This window comes from Pseudoalteromonas sp. A601, from assembly GCF_002165575.1.
Classification (GTDB): Bacteria; Pseudomonadota; Gammaproteobacteria; order Enterobacterales; family Alteromonadaceae; genus Pseudoalteromonas.
On record NZ_MXQF01000047.1, the window covers coordinates 1 to 19962 of the forward strand.

A 19962-nucleotide genomic window follows, 5' to 3' on the forward strand; every position below is an offset into this window, starting at 1 on the left:
TAATGATTGCACTTAATACTTGAATTCAAGACTGATTTAATTATCGATATTCGCTACAACGGCGGTGGTTTTCTACAAATGGCAAGCCAAGTAAGCTATATGATTGCAGGTGCTGCGAATACTAACAATAAAATTTTTGAACGCACAATTTTTAATGATCAACATCCAACATTTAATCCTGTCACAGGGCGACGGTTAGAACCTGTGATGTTCACCGATGAGTTTATTGGCTTTGCAGATAACCCAGGCCTTACCCCAGGAACACCTTTACCTTCTCTCAACCTAGAGCGAGTTTATTTATTAACAACCAGTAGCACTTGCTCAGCCAGTGAAGCCATTATTAATGGGCTTCAAGGTATTGATGTTGAGGTAATACAAATCGGTGCTGGCACCTGTGGTAAACCCTATGGTTTTTACGCTACAGATAACTGCGATACCACCTATTTTACCATTCAATTCACAGGTGAAAACAACAAAGGCTTTGGTGAATACTCCGATGGCTTTGCACCGCAAAATACGGTGAATAATGAACGTTTACCGGTGCGTGTAGCTGGTTGCGCTGTTGCTGATGACTTTAGTCATCAATTAGGCGATCCAAATGAAGCACTGTTAGCAGCTGCTCTTAATTATCGTGAAACACAGAGCTGCCCAAGTGCAACATCAACCGCTAGCCAACAAGGTTTTGCACCAGCCCTTTTGGCTGATACCCCTGCGGTAATCGATACGCGCGCAAGTACATTTGCTCAACAGAACAAAATCTTGCCTCAGGATCAAAACAGGTAGCTTACAATGAAAAAAATACCTTACATTTTAGTCAGTATGAGTATATTACTACTTGGTTGCAGTGCACCTAGCGAGGCGCCAACACCTAAACTACAACATGCACTTTTGAAAAAGCCCCAAAGCAATTTGATTGCACAAGGATTAGCACGCCTAATGCGTAGTGACAATATTGCCGTTGCAGATGATGTATTTATGAAACGCAGTTTAATGGTCGTCGATAACGTCAATAAAGCCGATGAACTTGGCAACCCTATTATGGGTAAACAGTTAAATATGCCTGACAGGTTTGAACTGCTGATCAAAGATAATTTATGTTTTATACGTCACTTAGATAGCAAAGCCACCGAGCCATTGCCTGATGTGAAATGTAAGGTGAATAATAAGTAGGTGCTAGGTGCTAGGTGCTAGGTGCTAGGTGCTAGGTGCTAGGTGCTAGGTGCTAGGTGCTAGCAAGACGTTAATAGAAGAAGTGCCTAGAACAAATAATATTAACGAGAAGCAAGCTCTGCTCGCTTCTCGAAACTCGCGACTCGCGACTCGTCGCTTATTTTATTTCTACTCTTTGTGAACGCATCACAATTTCATCGTTTAGTTCAATACCCAAACCAGGCTCTTCGGATACTTCAAAGAAGCCATTTTTTGGTTGTGGATCTTGTAAGCACAATTCGCGGTTCCACTTTTTAATTGCATAAGTATGGTGCTCATGAATTAAAAAGTTCGGAATAGCCGTTTCTAAATGCAAAGAAGCAGCAGTCGCCACTGGACCACCGCATACGTGCGCTTGAATTCTTACATCAAAAATATCGGCATAATCACATACTTTTTTAGTTTCGGTAAAGCCACCACATAAACCTATATCTGGTTGTAGTACGTCAATGCTTTGGTCTTCAAGGTATGGGCGCACACCCCAACGATTATATAAACGTTCACCACCAGCGATTGGTACAGCAACTTTATCTGCAACTTTTGCATGCAGTGAATGATTTAAGTAGTTAACCGGTTCCTCATAATACATACAATCAAATTCTTCAGCTATTTCACCGATTTGAATCGCAGATGTTGCTCCTGGTAAACTGTGACATTCAAAAATAATGTCCACTTCATCACCCACCGCTTCACGAATAGCTTGCATACGCGCACGGTATAGTTTCATTTCAGCACGTGAAATGATCTTGGTGCGATCATAATATGTATTACCGTCTTTATCATACTGAATAGGGTCAACTTTAACGGCATCGTAACCTTCTGCAATCGCTTTTAAAGCTGCTTCTGCATATTCTTGTGGTTGTACTAGGGCTTTAAATTCACTATCCCAGTCAAACTGTAATTGTGAGGCATAAGTACGCAGCTTATCGTTAACTTTACCACCGAGTAACTGGTAAACAGGTAAACCAAGTGCCTTACCTTTAATATCCCACAGTGCAGTATCAATAGCACTCATTGCAGCATAAACCACAGGACCACCACCTAAACCCCAAAAGCTTTCACGTAGCATACGCGACCATAACTTTTCAGTTTGAAATGGGTCATGGCCAATCAAAAACGCATCAGCCATTTCTTTGATCATCGCAGCAGCGGCACTATGGCCTAAATCGTACGCAAGACCTGCCTCACCAACACCGCTAATACCTTCGTCAGTGTGAATACGGACAAACACAGGAGTCCACGCTGGACGCTCAGGGCAATGGATATCAAACACTTCAACGCGATTAACTTTCATGAAAATTCCTTAATTAGCAAAACTTGGATCAAGACGATAGGCTTTACGTAACATGGCAGGCCAGGCTAACTGACCACCTGTGCTACCACTGTGCACAACATTGGCTTGATTATAAATATTATCGATTATGGCTTGAGGAACTGGCGTAACGTCTACGCCACTTGATTGTAATGCGAGTTGAATTTCACACGCGCGCTGTAAATCATAAAAGCGCATGAAAGCATCACCCACAGTTGGACCTACCGTTAAGCCGCCATGATTTACTAATAACATGTGATTAGTATTAGCAAGATCACCTTGCAATCGCTTTCTCTCATCATCATTTACTGCAAGCCCTTCGTAACCATGGTAAGACAATGAAGGTAAAGAAAACATTGAATATTGGCTCAGTGGCAACAGGCCTTGTTTTTGCGTCGCAACAGCAATGGTTTCTTTGGTATGTAAGTGAATAACACAGTGAGCATCGTCACGCACTTCATGAATAGCACTGTGAATAGTAAAACCCGCCGGGTTAATTTTAAACGGAGTGTCATCTAAAATATTGCCTGATAAATCAACTTTCACCAGGTTTGATGCCGTTACTTCGTCAAATGTTAGACCAAATGCATTTACAAGGTAATGATCAGTGCCCGGTAGCCGTGCCGATAAATGCGTATAAATTAAATCACCCCAACGAAAATGATCAACTAAACGATAACACGCGGCTAAATCAACACGTAATTGCCACTCCTGTGCTGATACTTTATTTTTTAAATCAAGTTGCGGTAATTCAAACATATTTATGCCTTGTATAAACACAGTGCGAAATAGATGTATAGAAGTCTAAAGCAGTCTAGAGTTGCAATCAACTGTTAGAAAACAAAACAGCCACATCAAATAAATTGATGTGGCTGTTTAAGCGCTAATTGAAGTACAGATTAACGTAAAATTATTTAACGTTTGCTAAGTAGTCAGCAATTGCTGCCATTTCTTCTTCAGATACATTAGCAACCATAGCCTTCATTGCCGCAGTCATCCCATTACTACGCGCACCTGATTTAATGTCTTTCATTTGCGCAAGTAAATATTCTTTATTTTGGCCATTTAGTTTCGGGTACAATGCCATAATTGGCGCTTTGCCTTCAGGGCCGTGACAAGTTTGACAAAGCTTTGCGGTATAAAGGGCTTCACCTTCAGCGGCCACTGATGTAAAAGATGCGCTAGCTGCCATTGCAAGGCTAGCTCCTAAAAGTAATGTTGTTATCTTGCTCATTGTATTTTCTCTTCTTTTTGACGGTTTATAAATTTACTTATTTAATTGTAGACCATGCATAATAGCATGCTAATTTTGTACGCAATTTATACACATTGAAGATCACTGGGGGCGTTTTAAAAGCTCCGATTGCAAAAATTACCAAACAAGATCATCTGGCACTTCAAAGTCTGCATACGGGTCATCATCATCTTTGCCCTTATCTTCTGGCTCAACGTGAAATACGATGTACTTTTCATCTACTTCAGCGACTTTACGTGCAGGTTCATCTTCAAGTACAAAAAATTGCCCTTCTAAAACACATATAGCTAAACGACCACCAGCAAGTGCCTTTTGTGTTTTTTCATTAACGTCTAGTTCTTTAACTTTGTTTTCATAGGTAAAGTTAAAAGTACGTTCACCACGAATTTCATCTTGATTGTGGTGTTCTAAAATTTGTTTAACTCTGGCTATTTGTTCACGCTGCTTTAAATCGCCTTGACGAGCTTGGTTTAGCTCTTCAGCTTTCTTTTGTTGCTCTAATTTAGTTTGCTGAATGTGCTTTTGCAGATCACTTGGGTTGCTCGTGGCACCTTTTTTCTGCTTTTTCTGTTGCTTGCGTTTCTCGCTTTTTGCAACTTTCGCTTTATGTGATGTAGTAAGTCCTGCTTGTAGCAATTGGTCTTGTAATGAACCCATGGCCTTGTTCCATTAAAAACTTAGATTAGGATTATTTTATACCTATAGCTAAGTTACCTCAACAATGAAGGTTGTTGCATTAAAAAGTAATCTAACAAAGTCTGTAAAATAAAACCTGATATAGCGCAAGAAAACAACATATTGATATTTAAACTGAGTAATTAAAGCCGCTTTATCATTGCTTTAAATGTTGCCAAGCGTAAGCTATTAACTTTTGTTGTTTGGTCAAAATAATGCGTATTTCCCACTTATTATTGTGCTCATTGTTTATCTTTTTTGTCTTGTATGCACCGCAGCCATTATTAGGCCTTTTTGCTTCACAATTTAAAGTCACGCCCGCCAGCGCTGGCAGCTTGATGACGGCGACCATGCTACCACTTGCCATTGCGCCCCTGATATACGGCTTGTTGCTTGCTAAACATAACCCGTTAACTATTTTACGCTATGCTATGTTGATGCTGGCATTAAGCTGTATTGCGATTACTTTAGTGCCCAAATTTGAATTACTACTTCTGCTACGCTTTATTCAAGGGTTAATCTTGCCTGCTGCCCTCACCGCTATGACCACCTATATTGGCTGCACTTATAAGGCTGATTATTTACAAAAAAATATGACCTTGTATATAGGCAGTACTATTGCTGGCGGGTATTTTGGTCGGGTATTGGCTGCTGTATTTACAGACTTACGGAGTTGGCAGAGCTTTTACTATGTAATCGCTGTCGCTTTAATTTTATTGGCTTTAGCCATCCCTAAAAGCCGCCATGAAACGATAACGCAGGTATTATCACCGCTGAGTTATTTAAAACAACTCGCCACAGCACCTATTTTAAAGCTGTATGGCGCAGTATTTTGCATGTTTTTTTGCTTTGCAGCGTTATTGAATTACCTGCCTTTTATTTTGCAAAATACATTTTTAATAACAAACACCCGTGATATCGGCTTGGTTTACAGTGGCTATCTAATTGGTGCGCTGGCATCAATTACCACGCCTTGGCTACTAAAACGCAGCTCTAGTCCTTGGTATTTACTTAGCGGGGTATTTATTTTTTATTGTGGAACAATATTAATATTGATGAGTAACCAACTCATAATATTCTTATTAGCTTTTACTGGGTTTTGCGCTGCAATGTTTATGATCCATTCAACCGCGGCACCATTGGCTAATAAAATCAGTAGCGCGCCACCGAGTGTCACCAATGGCGGTTATGTATCATTTTACTATAGTGGCGGCGCGCTGGGTTCTTTTTTACCTGGCTTGGTATACCAGCACTACGGGCACATCGCGTTTATGGCTGCGCTATTGCTTGTATGCTTGTGCGGATTGGCCTTAGTATTGAGTGGTTATTTAGCAGGTAAAAAAACCACCTTAAGTTGATGCCCTGTACTGGCAAAAAACAACTCTAAATCATTTTTTTTCATTAACCATGTTTCGGTGTTTTCAAACGGATGACAATGAAATAGCTCACTAAACCAAATATCTTGGTCTAACCATAAAGTCACATTATTTTGTTTGTCGTTCATAAGGGCCAGCATAGACACACAACCTGGGGCTACTTTTAAATAACGCGCCAAACGCTCGTCTGAAGCAAACCCTAATCGTGATAAGCCTTGATATTTAGCCACCGCTTTTAAATCAAGCTGTTTATCATGTGCGGTTATCACTAAGAAATGATTTTTCCCTTCATTATCTCGTAAGAAGAGATTTTTTAAGCGCGTGCCTGGACGCTCAATTAATAGTGCATCGGCATCTAGGCTACCATGCAAAGCGGGGTGCTCAATCACATCGTACTGAATATTTAAATGCGCTAAATACTCGGCTAACTTATTCTTATCTTCTAACATGTTATAAACAACGCCCTCTAAGTTGTACGCTTAGATCACGCCAAACAACTTCATCTATCTCATAATTGCTCGGGCAATACTGTTGCTGCGCTAACTCGTTCTGCAGCAATTCAACCGCTTGATCTTCAAGTTGCAGCTTAAGGCTATTTGACTCTTCAAAATACTCTTGCTCTGCAAAGTCTTTAAACTCTCTGCGGGTTAGCGGACGATCTGAATTACGACTTTTTCTGCTATTTGCTTTAACTGACACAACATAAGCAAAGATTTTATTACCTTGTTCATCCAGCTTTTTATACAATTGTTTATTATTTATTTCAAACGGCGGTTCGTCTTGGCTGGCGCAACCAAAGAGCAAAACCAGTAACACCCAGGCATATTTTTTCATTATTAGTTTCTTTGTGCTTTTTAATAGTCGCTAGTCTAACAAAAATTCACTGTTTTCGTGAAAATTGATAAAAAATATAAAAAATGCTTGACCAAATTTATAAATCTCATTAAAGTTCGTCCCGCTTAAACGGAACCTTAAGCAGGTTACAAAATTTGTAACTTTAGGAATGTGGGGCTATAGCTCAGCTGGGAGAGCGCCTGCCTTGCACGCAGGAGGTCAGCAGTTCGATCCTGCTTAGCTCCACCACTTTCCTAACCCCAATATCACAGTATTTCTTCTTTTAAAACTCTTTAGATTCAATATTTTCAAACACTATTAGCACTAAACTCTTGAGCATTTCAGATTAATTAACTATACCTAATCTACGATTACTTTATTAGGTTCAATTATGGATTTGCCTAAACGGGCAACACTCAAGAAGATCGCCACTTTAAGTGTAGGCGCTGGCATTATTACCCATGTACCCTATGTTTTCGCGCGTAAAAAAACCACTCTACGTGTGCTCGGCACACATGTCACACTCCAAGAGTCCCTACGCAAACAAGCAATGGAAGATTTAGGTATCAACATTGTGTTTAATCCTGCAGGTAGTTCATCTGTTTTACAACAAGCTTCCATGGATCCGAGCTCTTTTGATCTTTATGAACAATGGTCTAATAGTATAAATGTTTTGTGGAATGCAGGCAGTATCCAGCCAATCGAAAAAAAGCGCATCACTCATTTTAATGAAATTAACTCATTGACTAAAACCGGAAAGCTTACTCAAGACGCATCTATTGGCGCAGGAGATGCACCTTACAAATTACTTAACATTCAAGATGATGGCTCTCTAAACGCACAAGAAACAGAGTTAATAAGCTATTTACCGTATGTCCACAATGTCGATTCATTTGGCTACAACTTAGATAGCATTCCTCTTGGAAGCGCATATGAAACTGAAAGCTGGGCTTGGTTACTCGACGAAAAAAATCGTGGCAAAGTAGGCATAGTAAATGCGCCAACAATTGGCATTTTTGATTTGGCGCTCGCAGCGCAAAGTAAAGGCTTGATAAAATTTGTTGATATAGGCGCTATGACACGCGACGAACTAGATAGGTTATTTTTTATTTTACTCGATTATAAAAAACAAAAACACTTTAATGGCTTTTGGAACTCAGTACCTGAGTCCGTTGAATTTATGAAAAATAACCGGGTTAGCATTCAAAGTATGTTTTCACCCGCGGTAGAGAGCTTAAATAGTCAAGGCATCAATGTGCGATTTGCAGCTCCAAAAGAGGGTTACCGAGGCTGGCACGGTGTTATGTGTCTATCTTCCCAAATCACCAATAATACAAAAGATGCCGCCTATGATTATATGAATTGGTGGCTCAGTGGCTGGCCAGGCGCTTTTATTGCTCGACAAGGTTATTACATTAGTAACCCAGAGCGTTCAAAACCGTTACTTTCAGAAGCTGAATGGGCATATTGGTATGAAGGGAAAGAGGCAACGGAGACACTGCTTAATACGCAAGGTAACGTATCTGTAGAAGCAGGTAACGTTCGCAGTGGTGGTAGCTATTTAAAACGCTTCAGCAATGTAGCTGTCTGGAATACAGTTATGCCAACGTATGATTACAGCTTGCAAAAGTGGTATGAGCTAATTAGTCGCTAATGAAAATAAATTCTATCAAATCAAAAATCATAGCTGCGATCTCATTATTAGTTATAATTATACTGTTTCAAAGCTATTTATTTTCAAGTGCACAAAATTCACTAAGAATACTTTTGACAGTACAAAATGATGCTCAAACCCAAAGTGAAGCAACCAACGATCTTGAAAATAACGTCATCTCACTCCAAGGGCAAGTAACTCATTACGTTGATAAAGCCAAGCCAATTTCAGTAGATAATTTTAAACGTTTTCAGTTGAATGCTAAAAATGACTTAGAGAAACTCAATACCAATGCACAAAAACATTCAAGTTCATATAAAGACCTGCTTACTCGTTTAGGAGAGCACTTAATAAACTTTAACCGGACATTTGAGCAAGTCGTTAAAAACAGAAAAAATCGTGTACGCTTATTCAATACACGCTTCAAGCCCGCGGTTAATAATTTAATATTGCACCTCAACGCGTTGAAAAACGTTGAAGGCTCGAGTCATGAGGCAATTTACGCAGATGCAATACTAACGCTTTCAAATATAAACTACGCGACGGAAAACTACTTAGAAAATACTGACTTTGATATTTCGCAGACAACCAGCCAAAATGTTGATCAGCTTAAGCTGCAGCTAGATAAGATAGAAAAATTTATTGAACCAGGCTCAATACAGCCTAAGAGTTTACTAAATAGAGAGTTTTTAGAAATCAGAAAAAGCTATAACCAGCTTATTTTACTGTCGAGAGGCTATAACTACTCGGTAAATGTTGTTTTAACAGGTATTGCAAATGAATTACTGTATTTAACAGACCAGATAAACCGTACTGAAAAAAACACCTTTCTCCAAGCCCAAAAGCAAGTCAGCTTACACCTAGATCAACAAGCGGAACAAAGTAAAGTATTTGCGCTAGTGATGTTGGTATTATTAATTACAATATGCATTTTTATTGTGCGCACAATAATATCCCCTATAAATAGCCTTTCCTTGCTTTTGAACGATATGAACAATGGTAAGCAACGTGGTCTATTGGCTGAGCCTGAACTAGATAATGAATTTTCGCATGCAATAAAAGCGGCCAATTCTCTGTATAAGAAAAATAATGAAACAAACACACTACTGATAGAAGCCCAAGAGCTAAATGACCAAATGAAAGCGGTAAACTCAGCATTAAAAGCAGCAAAACATCAAGCAGATATTGCCAATGAGGCAAAAAGCAAGTTTGTCGCTAATATGAGTCATGAGCTGCGCACACCCTTGAATATCATTTTAGGAATGCAGCAACTTTTATCTGAAGAAATTACAGATGGTACGCATAAAAAGTATATTGCTAAATCCCTTACCAGTGGTAACAACCTGCTTTCATTAGTAAATAATATTTTAGAGTTATCAAAGCTAGACTCGAATCAATCCACTATCGAAAATATTAACTTTACCATTAAAGAAGTGTCACAGTACTTATCAGAATCATTTTCAAGCTTATGTAAGTCTAAGGACCTAGAATTCAATATATTACTTCATATGGATGAAGACATCGCCTTGACAGGTGATTATTTAAAGCTAAACCAAACCTTAAACTTTGTGGTCGACAATGCAATCAAATTCACCGAGCAAGGCAGTGTCACAATCACGATAACGGCCGATTCATTGATCAATGACTCAATTTCCTTAGTTTTTTCAGTAAAAGATACGGGAATTGGTATTCCTGAAGATAAGTTATCAGCAATTTTTAATCCTTTTTATCAGAGCGATGACTCCTACTCCCGTAAATATACTGGAACAGGGTTAGGATTAAGTATTAGTCAAAAGCTGATCAAACTGTTAAATGGCGAAATTCAAGTCAAGAGTAGACAAGGTGAAGGCACTGAGGTGCTCATTTTTTTAAATTTTGATATCAATTCAGCCTTTTTAGCAACGCCTAATTTCTCCCAGACACAATTGATAAACTTGCCCGTGGCTTTAGAGAACTTAGACTTTAATGATGTACTGCTAAGTGAGTCGTTCGACCGGTTTACTAAAGACTACAGTAACTTTATAAAAGAAGCAGAAGTGCTTTATAAGCAACAACATACTCTTGAGTTAAGACGTATGTTGCATACGTTTGTAGGTTTAACCGGCACTTTGGGCTTGGAACGATTAGAGGAAGTAGCTAAAAAACTCCAAAAAGATATAAAACAATCTACACCGATAAACTTTACTCCCTGCCAGCTGCAACTTGAAATTTCTTTGCGCGCAATAGAGCAGTTTGCGATTGCTAACCAATTGAAAGCAAGTCAAGCAATCAGCCTTAATATTGAAAGTAATATGGAGTACTTAGATGAAATACTTGAATTAGCTAAGTCAGCTAAACCTATTTCCCAGGTACTTATTTTACAACTTGAGCAGCATATAGAAAACGCAACAGAAAATACGCAATTAGTACGGTTAAAAGAAGCGATAAATCAATTTAATTTTCAATCAATTAAAACAATCATTAATAACTACTTAAATGACCTTAAAAACTAGACAAAGCTCTTAACTATGAGCTATTTTTTATCTAATGGTGAAACTGTAATTGAGAAATGAGTGCCCCAAAGCTTACCAACACAAAACGCTGACCGTCAAAAGCCGTTAATTCTCATCGTTGATGATGAACCCAATAATCTGCATATATTGGTTGAAGGCTTGCTATCAGATTATGATGTTCGCGTATCAACTAGCGGCAGAAGTGCGCTTGAATTTATTGAAACGACACGTCCAGACTTAATATTACTTGATATTATGATGCCTGAGATGGATGGCTATGAGGTCTGTAAAAAGCTAAAGCAGAGCCAAAATAGCAAGGGGATCCCTATTATATTTGTCACCGCCCTCACTGAAGAAGAATCCGAAGAACAAGGTTTCGAACTGGGCGCCGTAGACTATATTCACAAACCTTATAAATTGGCACTCGTTCGTGCTCGTGTACGCGCACACATCTCTGTGCAAGGAATGCTCGATCGCCTCATTGAAAAAAACTTTGAATTACATGACAAATTCATTGAGGTAGAAAACCTTGCTTCTGAGCTTACCAAGCGTGATGTTGAATTAAAAAAACTATCAGCCAAACAAGCTTTATTTTATCAAGCCCTAACCAGCACAGCCGATGGCGTAGTAATCACAAATCACAAGGGTATTATCATTGCCGTCAACCCATCTTTTTGCCGAATAACAGGCTTTTGTGAAAGTGAAGCTCTTGGAAAACCATTAAAAGAAATCAAACAAAACAACCTACCAGAGATAAACTTTGATGATATATGGCTACATGCGAGCAAAGCGGGTTACTGGAGTGGTGAGCTGACTACACGACGAAAAAGCGGTGAGTTATATCCTGAATTACTTACACTTAGTATGGTTAAAAACGAAGTCGATACCAACATTAACTTTATTGGTGTATTTAGTGATATTTCGAGTGTAAAAGTCACTCAAGAGCGTATTGACTATTTAACATGGCATGATGAGCTTACAGGCCTCCCTAATCGTAATAACTTTTTAAAAATTCTGGAACAACAATTACGAGAGCAAAATAAACAGCAAAGCTATACCTGTATTTTTATTCTAGATATAGATAGCTTTCATTCAATTAATGATGGCCTTGGCCTAATGGCGGGCGATAAAGTATTAAAAGAGTTTTCAACACGAATAAACGATAATTTAGGTAATAAAGATATCGTTGCACGCCTTGGCAGTGATGAGTTTGCTGTACTATGTGAAACACAAAAAGGCACTGGTTATGAAAGAACACAATCTTTAGCAAATGTAACCGCGCAAAAACTGCTATTAGCCGCCAGTGAACCATTTGATATCGAAGAACAAAAAATTAGTTTAACGATCAGTATCGGGACCTATATTCTTCCTCGCAATGAATTAAGAGGAAGCGCAATTGAAACTATTCGAAACTGTGAAGCTGCTTGCTATAAAGCAAAAGAAAAAGGCGGTAATAGAGTTACATCATTTGATACATCTTTTGGCGAACAAGCTAAACGGCGTTTCGAAGTAGAACAAGACTTACGCCAAGCAATTGCACAGCAAGAACTAGTACTTAACTTACAATCACAATATGATCACAACCATACCCTAAAAGGGGCTGAGGTTCTCCTTCGCTGGCAACATACAACAAAAGGTTTTATTAGCCCTGCTGAATTTATACCGATAGCCGAAGAGTCTGATATTATTTATGATTTAGATTGCTGGGTTACAACTCAAGCTTTAAAACTACTAGAACAAATTAACGAGCAAAACCCAAGTCTAGCTATTTCGATCAACATCAGCGGCAGACATTTTCATGAAAAACGTTTTCTAAACTTTATCACTCAAAGTATTATTGATGCACAGGCCAATCCTGCAAATCTGACGATTGAAATCATTGAAGGCACACTGTTAAACAATATGGATGATGCTATTGCGGCAGTGCACCATCTAAAACAGCTGGGTGTAAGGGTTTCTATTGATGATTTTGGAACTGGCTACTCAAGCTTAACCTACTTAAAGCAATTGCCTATTGATGAGCTTAAAATTGATAAGTCATTTGTTTTAGAAGCGCCAACAAACAATAACGACAAACTGATTATCGATATGATAGTTAGTTTGGGTGATTTATTTGACCTGAAGATTGTTGCTGAAGGAGTAGAGAATCAAGAGCACCTAACTATGCTACAAGCTTTCCCTGATATGACTTTACAAGGCTACTTTTTACATAGACCCGAACCAGCAGAAGATTGGTTAAGCGATTTAAGAAATAAAAATGCCGAGTCTTAAACTCGGCATGAAATACTTACTTTAACAATTAATAAGTAAATTACTCGCGAACTTGACCTTCACCATCCACTAGGTACTTTTCTGTTGTAAGCGACTCTAAGCCCATAGGACCATAAGCATGCAACTTAGAGGTAGCTATACCAATCTCAGCGCCTAGACCTAATTGCGAGCCATCAGAAAAACGTGATGATGCGTTAACCATTACAACTGATGCATCCACACTACGTTGGAATAATTTAGCCGCATCTTGGTTTTTAGTACAAATAACTTCAGTGTGATTTGAACCAAACTGAGCGATGTGATCAATGGCACCAGCAAAATCAGGAACAACTCGAATTGCAATTTCTAAATCCAGATATTCTTGACCGAACTCACTATCGGCAAGTACTGTTGCATCATCAAAGTATTTAGCTGCTTGACCATCTGCATTAATTTTAACGCCTTCTTGACGAAGTACGACTGCACATAAATTTAAGAACTCGTCTGCTACAGCTTCATGTACGACTAGACCTTCTAATGCATTACAAACACCTGTACGCTGTGTTTTACCATTTAACAGTAAGTTAAGTGCCACTTCTAAATCAGCATCTTTATCAACGTATAAGTGGCAAACACCTTTAAAGTGCTGGATCACTGGAATTGTACTGTTATCAGTAACAAAGTTAATTAGCCCTTCACCACCGCGTGGAATAATCAGATCAATGCTTTCTCTTTGCTGCATTAATTCCATAAGCAACGCACGGTCAGGATCTGGGATCACCGAAATAAGCGCAGCTGGCAGATCATTTGCTTCAAGGACTTTGTGCATTACGCTAGCAATGGCTTGTGAGCTTTTAAGCGCTTCTTTACCACCACGTAGAATAACACCATTACCTGATTTAAAGCACAGCGCACCGGCGTCTGCGGTTACATTTGGGCGTGCTTCATAAATCATACACACCACACCTAGAGGCACGCGCATTTTACGAATTTTAATCCCATTTGGACGCTCTGTAATATCTCGAAGCTGACCAACCGGGTCCTCAAGGCTAACAATAACTTCAATACCCTCAGCCATTGCTTCAATACGCTCATCATTGAGCGTTAAACGGTCTATCATTGATGCAGCTAAATTATTGTCTCTAGCAGCTGATAAATCACTTTCGTTTTCTGAAATTATAAATGCTTTTTGCTCACGTAACGCTGCCGCCATTTCCAGTAACACACGGTTTTTTGTCTCGGTATCGAGTAAAGCTAACTGGTGAGCAGCTTTTGCTGCTTGGCGTGAAATATCCGTAATTAAACTCATGACTTCTCCAATAATGCGATATCTTTTTCTGAAATAACGGGACCAATCGAATCTTGCATTTTGTCGCTAAATTCACTTTGCTCGTTATCAGCTATAAAATTCAATAAACAGCTACTATAGTTAGCTGTCGCTTTAGCCAGACGCGTACCATCGTTACTACGCACTAAAATAGTGTCGCCGATCCCAAACTCACCATGCACGGCAACAATTTCATCCCCACGTATACAGCCTGTTTCGCCTTCAAGCGATTCATCAAATGAACCTTCAACCACAACTTCACCTTGCTCATTAGCTGTGTGAGTCATCCAATGCACAGCTTCTTGCATCGGTTTTTCATAAGGTAAAAAGACTGTACCTGGGTTAATCCCTTCTAGTAACTGATTAAATGTTTGCTCTTTAAAACCATTAATAATGTAGGTTGTGATACCATGCGAAGTGGCTTTTTCTGCCGCCTCAATTTTGGTTTTCATACCACCTGTGCCAACCGCACTGGTCGCACAACCTGCCATTGCATAGATTGATTCATCAATTGATTTTACTTCCGGTAATAACTCTGCGTCATCATGTAAGTTCGGGTTTTTGTTATAAAGCCCATCTACATCTGAGAAAATCATTAATGCATCAGCATCCGCTGCTGCGGCAACCATGGCTGATAAATTATCATTGTCACCAACTTTCAAATCATCTGTTGTTACCGTGTCATTTTCATTCATGATAGGTAATACGCCATGCTCTAGTAATGTGAACACGGTTTCACGAATGCTCTCATAACGTTCACGGTCACGTAAATCACCATGAGTTAATAAAATTTGTGCTGACGGAAAATCAAAAAAGCGGTCCCACATAGCCATCATTTCTGTTTGACCTGCGGCTGCCATGGCTTTTTTCATGGTAACGGTGCGTTCTTGCTGATCGGGGAATAAATGCGCGCCAGCAGCTACAGAGCCCGACGAAACTAAAATAACTTCAATGCCACGACTACGGCAGCGAACAATAAACTGTGCGATAGTTAATAAATAACGTGAACGACAACCATCTTGATCCGGAGCGATAAGTGCGCTACCAACTTTAAGTACAATACGTCGCCAATTTAACTTTTGCATAATGTGTTTCAACTTTCCATTTAACTGTAACTTCTCAAAAGAGAAGTAAGAAAACAATCTCTTAGCATTAAGGCTAAGATACGAGTTTACATTTTGTATGTCCAAATACACTTTTTACACACTCACCCAAAAACACACACCTTTAATTAAAAAAGTGAATTTTAGATATAGCATAACTTTTACTCAATCATTAGATTGAACAGTTATAAAGTAAAATAAAAAGTGTTGTTTATGCATCGCTGTAAAAAGCTGTGTGAAGCTTCTTTATTAACAACATACATAGAGCCTCTAAAGTCAGGTACACCAACAGATAGGGTGATGACTTAAGGACCGAGATTTGTTCACCACGATGGGCGCCAAATATTGAACAGGTAACAATTCAACTCAAAATATAAAAATGGCAATTTCATGCCCTTATTATTACAAGCGAACCAATACCCAAAAATGAGTAAATACATACAAATTGTGTTCAAAACAATTAATTCATTGAATATTAAGCAAATAAATATAATAACCTTCATTTAAGTAAGCATAATTTTAACTAACTTAAAAATAACTATATGTATTCGCTTATACCTAACTAGTAACTAATTAGACAACAAATTGTTTGAACACTAAATATAATACGCTAAAATCATCTGTGAGATCAAGGCTATATTTTATTCACATACCCACACCCACCTTAAGAAAAATAAAATATCAATATTTATCAATGTGTTGCATTAATATGAATTTTTTATGTAGTTGCGTTAATTTCTCAAGAAAAATTATTTCTACAAAAAAACCATATACAGCTAAAATTCAATTAAGATAAATGAACATATCCCTGTATTATTAGTTTTGCTAGCCTTACTCTTAACTGAAGTAATAAATAAGGAATACCTCTTTTATGTCAGCTATTTACATCGCAGGGATCGCTCTTTGCTCCGTTCTTGCGCAATGGGTTGCTTGGGCTTTTAAAGTTCCAGCAATTTTATTTTTACTACTCACAGGTTTATTACTTGGTCCTGCGTCCAGTATATTAGATCCAGATGCATTACTGGGTGATTTACTATTTCCTGTTGTTTCCTTGAGTGTTGCCGTTATTTTATTTGAAGGCTCACTGACCTTACATTTCAAAGAGCTTAAAGGAATAGGCAAAGTAGTGCGAAACCTATGCTCCATAGGGATGATCGCGACCTGTATTATCATTAGCCTCAGTGCCTACTGGATTTTAGAACTTAACTGGCGCGTTGCAGCCGTGCTGGGTGCGGTATTGGTCGTTACCGGGCCCACTGTTATCGCCCCATTATTAAACTCAATGCGTCCAACTCAAGACATTGACCGTATTCTGCGTTGGGAAGGCATTGTTATAGACCCTATTGGCGCGCTATTCGCGGTATTAGTTTTTGAAGCTGTAATGCTCGTTGGCCAAGGTGAAGTCTTTGTTCATACCCTTATTGCACTATTTAAAACACTAGGTGTAGGTTTATCTATAGGGGTGGTTGCAGGTTGGCTTACAACATTGTTAATCCGCAGAGAGTGGTTACCATTTGAATTACATAAATTTGGTATATTAGCTTTAGTGCTTATTAGCTTTACCATTTCTAACCATCTAAGCCATGAGTCAGGCCTACTGGCTGTAACAGTATTTGGTATCTGGTTAGCGAACCAAGATGACTTAGAAATTGACTCTGTATTAGAGTTTAAAGAAGACTTGTCGATGATTTTAATTTCGACATTATTTATACTATTAGCAGCAAGATTACAGCTCTCTGATTTAATGATGCTCGACGGTGATGTATTTATATTTTTAGCCGTTGTGCTATTTATTGCGCGCCCTGTCTGTATTGCAATTTCAACCTTTGGTTCAGATTTACCACTAAAATCCCGCTTAGTGCTCGGATGGATAGCACCCCGCGGTATTGTAGCAGCTGCCGTAGGTTCGGTATTTGCACTCAGCATGATGGAAGCAGGTGTCGCAGACGCAGAAAAGATAGTACCGTTAATATTTACTGTAATCATAATTACTGTAGTACTACAAAGCTTAACAGCTATTCCTGTTGCTAAATTGCTTGGTGTGCGTCAACCTTCACCGAATACAATTTTAATCATTGGCGCAAACCATGTCGCTCGCGCCATCGCTAAAGGGCTAAATGATCAAAGTATCCCTGTACATTTATCAGACCCAGCATGGGAAAACTGTAAAATGGCAAGAATGGATGGTTTGCCTTGTTATTATGGTAACCCTCAGTCAGAGCATGCTGAGCGCTACCTACCCCTAACCACTATACGCAGCGTACTAGCACTGTCTCCTAACCGACATCATAATGCGCTGGGCGTACAATATTTTTCTCATTTATTAAACGAAAAAAATGTATTTTCACTACGCTCTTCTACAAACCATGCTAAAGCAAACAAAGACAGTGCGACATTTTTGTCACGCCAAATTTTGTTTGGTGACAATGGCGCTTATGCGCGTCTAAGCAGTTTGATTGCGAAAGGTGGCAAAGTAAGTGCAACCCGTATATCTGAAGAGTTCAGCTGGGAGCAATACCAAGAAATGAATAACGAAGCTATTCCGTTATTTATCTTGCACGGAGAAAAAGATAGCGACGACTCACCAATTAAAGTACGTCCATTTACTATTAACATGGAAAAACTACCGCAAGAAGGCGAGCGAATCGTTGCTCTGCAGCCTCCAAAAATGTCAGTGTTAAAAGATCCTAATAACGGGAAAACGAAAGAACCAAAAGAGTAAAATGGTAAAGCTAGGAATTTAATTCCTAGCTTTCCTTTTAGCTAATCACCTGAAAGTAATAGCCTAATTACATGCAACTTACTAAAACATGACAACCTGTAATCCTCACCTTACAGCATAGTTATGTTAATACATCGCCAAAAAATGCATTCATGCTGCAACTTATATATGCTGCCGCAAAATTATTATTCTAATTGGTGGAGTATAAATGAGCTCATATCAAGATGTAGCACAGTTAGATACATCGACAACAAGTAAAAACAAGTGGAACCTACATGATACTCAGTGGGTTTTAAGTCTATTTGGCACCGCGGTTGGTGCTGGGATCCTGTTTTTACCAATCAATATTGGTATTGGCGGATTTTGGCCTTTGATCATTTTGGCCTGCTTAGCTTTTCCTATGACCTTTTTAGCTCACCGAGGTTTAGCACGTTTTGTTTTATCGTCAAAAAATAAAGATGCTGATTTTACCGATGTTGTAGAAGAGCACTTTGGCGTAAATGCAGGGCGACTGATTTCATTATTATACTTTTTATCTATCTTTCCGATCTTGCTTATTTATGGTGTAGGGCTAACTAATACAGTTGATAGTTTTATCGTTAACCAACTGGGCATGGGGTCACCTTCGAGAGTATTACTTTCGGGTGTGCTTGTAGCAGGCATGATCAGCCTAATGCTGGGCGGTGAAAAACTCATGTTGCGCGCATTCGCCATTTTAGTGTATCCGCTAGTCGCTATTTTATTCTTTTTATCTATTTATTTAATTCCAAGTTGGCAAATGCCTAATATGGCGTTCCCTGAATTTACAAGCTTTACTAAGACGTTGTGGTTATCAGTTCCAATCATTGTATTTTCGTTTAGTCATGCCGCTGCGATCTCAAGCTTTGCCAATGTACAACGCGGTCACTATGGCAATGATGCAACAACAAAATCAGAAGCTATTTTAAAGCGTACCAGCTTATTATTGATTGTTTTCGTACTGTTATTTGTATTCTCATGCGTGCTTTCTCTTTCAACAGAGCAAATGGCGCAGGCAAAAGCTCAGAACGTGTCTATCTTATCGTACTTAGCAAACATTACAGATAACTCATTTATAGCAACTCTAGGCCCTCTAGTGGCGTTTATAGCCATTACATCATCGTTCTTAGGGCACTTTTTAGGCGCGCGTGAAAGTTTTAATGGCTTAGTCACCAAGCAAACCAAACTAAGTATGAAGAGCGCTGATAGGTTGGGTGTGGTAATTATGTTTTTTGCTATCTGGTTTTGTGCAGTTAAAAACCCTAGTATCTTAGATATGATGGATCAACTATCAGGCCCTATTATTGCCATGATCTTATTTATCATGCCAATGATAGCCGTATTTAAAGTTCCCGCACTTAAAAAGTATCGCGGTAAAAGTGCTTATTTTATATTATTTATGGGCAGCTTAGCGGTTCTTGCACTGCTGTATAGCTTTATAAAATAATTAGTAAATACAGAAAAGCCCAGCAAATGTCGCCATTTGCTGGGCTTTTTATTTGTTTAACGCAAATTATGTTGAGCTTTTCCGATTAAAATTTGTTTAATTTCGGCGCGAAGTTGGTGGCCAAATGAGCTAAGTAAAAGTCTAGCAAGAAAGAGTGAAAGTTATCGTTGGGATAAAAGCTATATCATGGCTCTTTGGGTACAGCCGTGTTTGGAAGTAGCTAAGGATTGGGAAAGTATAAAATGTTAAGAAAAGAGATTGGAGCGGCACACGAGGCTCGAACTCGTG

At 38.9% G+C, this 19962-nt stretch carries 15 protein-coding genes, 1 tRNA gene and 1 pseudogene; 9 read left to right on the top strand and 8 right to left on the bottom strand.

What is annotated here, in order from left to right:
* Positions 1-33 precede the first annotated feature (33 nt).
* Together B5G52_RS20475 and B5G52_RS20480 are read left to right on the top strand one after the other, a co-directional pair.
* Positions 34-783: pseudogene (locus B5G52_RS20475) on the top strand (S41 family peptidase); the annotation flags it as partial.
* 6 nt (positions 784-789) lie between these two features.
* Positions 790-1170 carry a hypothetical protein gene (locus tag B5G52_RS20480; RefSeq protein WP_087534479.1) on the top strand — a complete coding sequence of 127 codons (381 nt, stop codon included), beginning with the start codon at positions 790-792 and terminating at the stop codon, positions 1168-1170.
* Between the two features lie 157 nt (positions 1171-1327).
* On the opposite strand, the gene B5G52_RS20485 is transcribed toward B5G52_RS20480, so the two are convergent.
* From B5G52_RS20485 to B5G52_RS20500, 4 genes are all read right to left on the bottom strand, one after another.
* A complete protein-coding gene (locus tag B5G52_RS20485) occupies positions 1328-2503 on the bottom strand; it encodes a mandelate racemase/muconate lactonizing enzyme family protein (RefSeq protein WP_058560482.1) in 1176 nt (391 codons plus the stop codon).
* Positions 2504-2512: 9 nt separating this feature from the next.
* Positions 2513-3280: a class II aldolase/adducin family protein gene (locus B5G52_RS20490; protein ID WP_087534480.1), complete on the bottom strand. Its 768-nt coding sequence runs from the start codon at positions 3278-3280 to the stop codon at positions 2513-2515.
* Between the two features lie 151 nt (positions 3281-3431).
* Positions 3432-3755 carry a c-type cytochrome gene (locus B5G52_RS20495; RefSeq protein ID WP_087534481.1) on the bottom strand — a complete coding sequence of 108 codons (324 nt, stop codon included), beginning with the start codon at positions 3753-3755 and terminating at the stop codon, positions 3432-3434.
* Between the two features lie 138 nt (positions 3756-3893).
* Positions 3894-4433 carry a DUF2058 domain-containing protein gene (locus B5G52_RS20500; RefSeq protein WP_087534482.1) on the bottom strand — a complete coding sequence of 180 codons (540 nt, stop codon included), beginning with the start codon at positions 4431-4433 and terminating at the stop codon, positions 3894-3896.
* A gap of 233 nt (positions 4434-4666) precedes the next feature.
* Between B5G52_RS20500 and B5G52_RS20505 the strand changes: the two genes are divergently transcribed.
* On the top strand, positions 4667-5809 hold the full coding sequence (locus B5G52_RS20505) for an MFS transporter (protein WP_087534483.1): 1143 nt from the start codon (positions 4667-4669) through the stop codon (positions 5807-5809).
* Here B5G52_RS20505 and B5G52_RS20510 read toward each other — a convergent pair.
* On the bottom strand, positions 5776-6276 hold the full coding sequence (locus tag B5G52_RS20510) for a prolyl-tRNA synthetase associated domain-containing protein (RefSeq protein ID WP_087534484.1): 501 nt from the start codon (positions 6274-6276) through the stop codon (positions 5776-5778). The two genes, B5G52_RS20505 and B5G52_RS20510, sit on opposite strands and share 34 nt — an antisense overlap.
* A 1-nt stretch (position 6277) precedes the next feature.
* A complete protein-coding gene (locus tag B5G52_RS20515) occupies positions 6278-6661 on the bottom strand; it encodes a hypothetical protein (protein WP_087534485.1) in 384 nt (127 codons plus the stop codon).
* Between the two features lie 173 nt (positions 6662-6834).
* Between B5G52_RS20515 and B5G52_RS20520 the strand changes: the two genes are divergently transcribed.
* The 4 genes from B5G52_RS20520 to B5G52_RS20535 all read left to right on the top strand — a co-directional run bounded on the left by B5G52_RS20520 (position 6835) and on the right by B5G52_RS20535 (position 13078).
* Positions 6835-6910, top strand: a tRNA-Ala gene (locus B5G52_RS20520).
* A gap of 142 nt (positions 6911-7052) precedes the next feature.
* Positions 7053-8315, top strand: a complete 1263-nt coding sequence (locus tag B5G52_RS20525) for a PotD/PotF family extracellular solute-binding protein (protein WP_087534486.1) — start codon at positions 7053-7055, stop codon at positions 8313-8315.
* Positions 8316-8428: 113 nt separating this feature from the next.
* Positions 8429-10807, top strand: a complete 2379-nt coding sequence (locus B5G52_RS20530) for a hybrid sensor histidine kinase/response regulator (RefSeq protein WP_176372599.1) — start codon at positions 8429-8431, stop codon at positions 10805-10807.
* 60 nt (positions 10808-10867) lie between these two features.
* On the top strand, positions 10868-13078 hold the full coding sequence (locus tag B5G52_RS20535) for an EAL domain-containing protein (RefSeq protein WP_087534488.1): 2211 nt from the start codon (positions 10868-10870) through the stop codon (positions 13076-13078).
* Positions 13079-13118: 40 nt separating this feature from the next.
* Here B5G52_RS20535 and B5G52_RS20540 read toward each other — a convergent pair whose 3' ends face one another.
* On the bottom strand, positions 13119-14366 hold the full coding sequence (locus B5G52_RS20540; protein WP_087534489.1) for a glutamate-5-semialdehyde dehydrogenase: 1248 nt from the start codon (positions 14364-14366) through the stop codon (positions 13119-13121).
* The gene (gene proB, locus B5G52_RS20545; RefSeq protein ID WP_087534490.1) at positions 14363-15469 is read right to left on the bottom strand and encodes a glutamate 5-kinase; all 1107 of its coding nucleotides are present in this window, start codon (positions 15467-15469) and stop codon (positions 14363-14365) included. Before proB ends, B5G52_RS20540 begins: the two co-directional genes overlap by 4 nt.
* 889 nt (positions 15470-16358) lie before the next feature.
* On the opposite strand from proB, the gene B5G52_RS20550 reads away from it, so the two are divergent.
* Entirely contained in the window at positions 16359-18209 is a 1851-nt protein-coding gene (locus tag B5G52_RS20550) for a sodium:proton antiporter (protein WP_087534491.1), read from the top strand.
* Positions 18210-18417: 208 nt separating this feature from the next.
* A complete protein-coding gene (locus B5G52_RS20555) occupies positions 18418-19674 on the top strand; it encodes an aromatic amino acid transport family protein (protein WP_087534492.1) in 1257 nt (418 codons plus the stop codon).
* Positions 19675-19962: the final 288 nt, after the last annotated feature.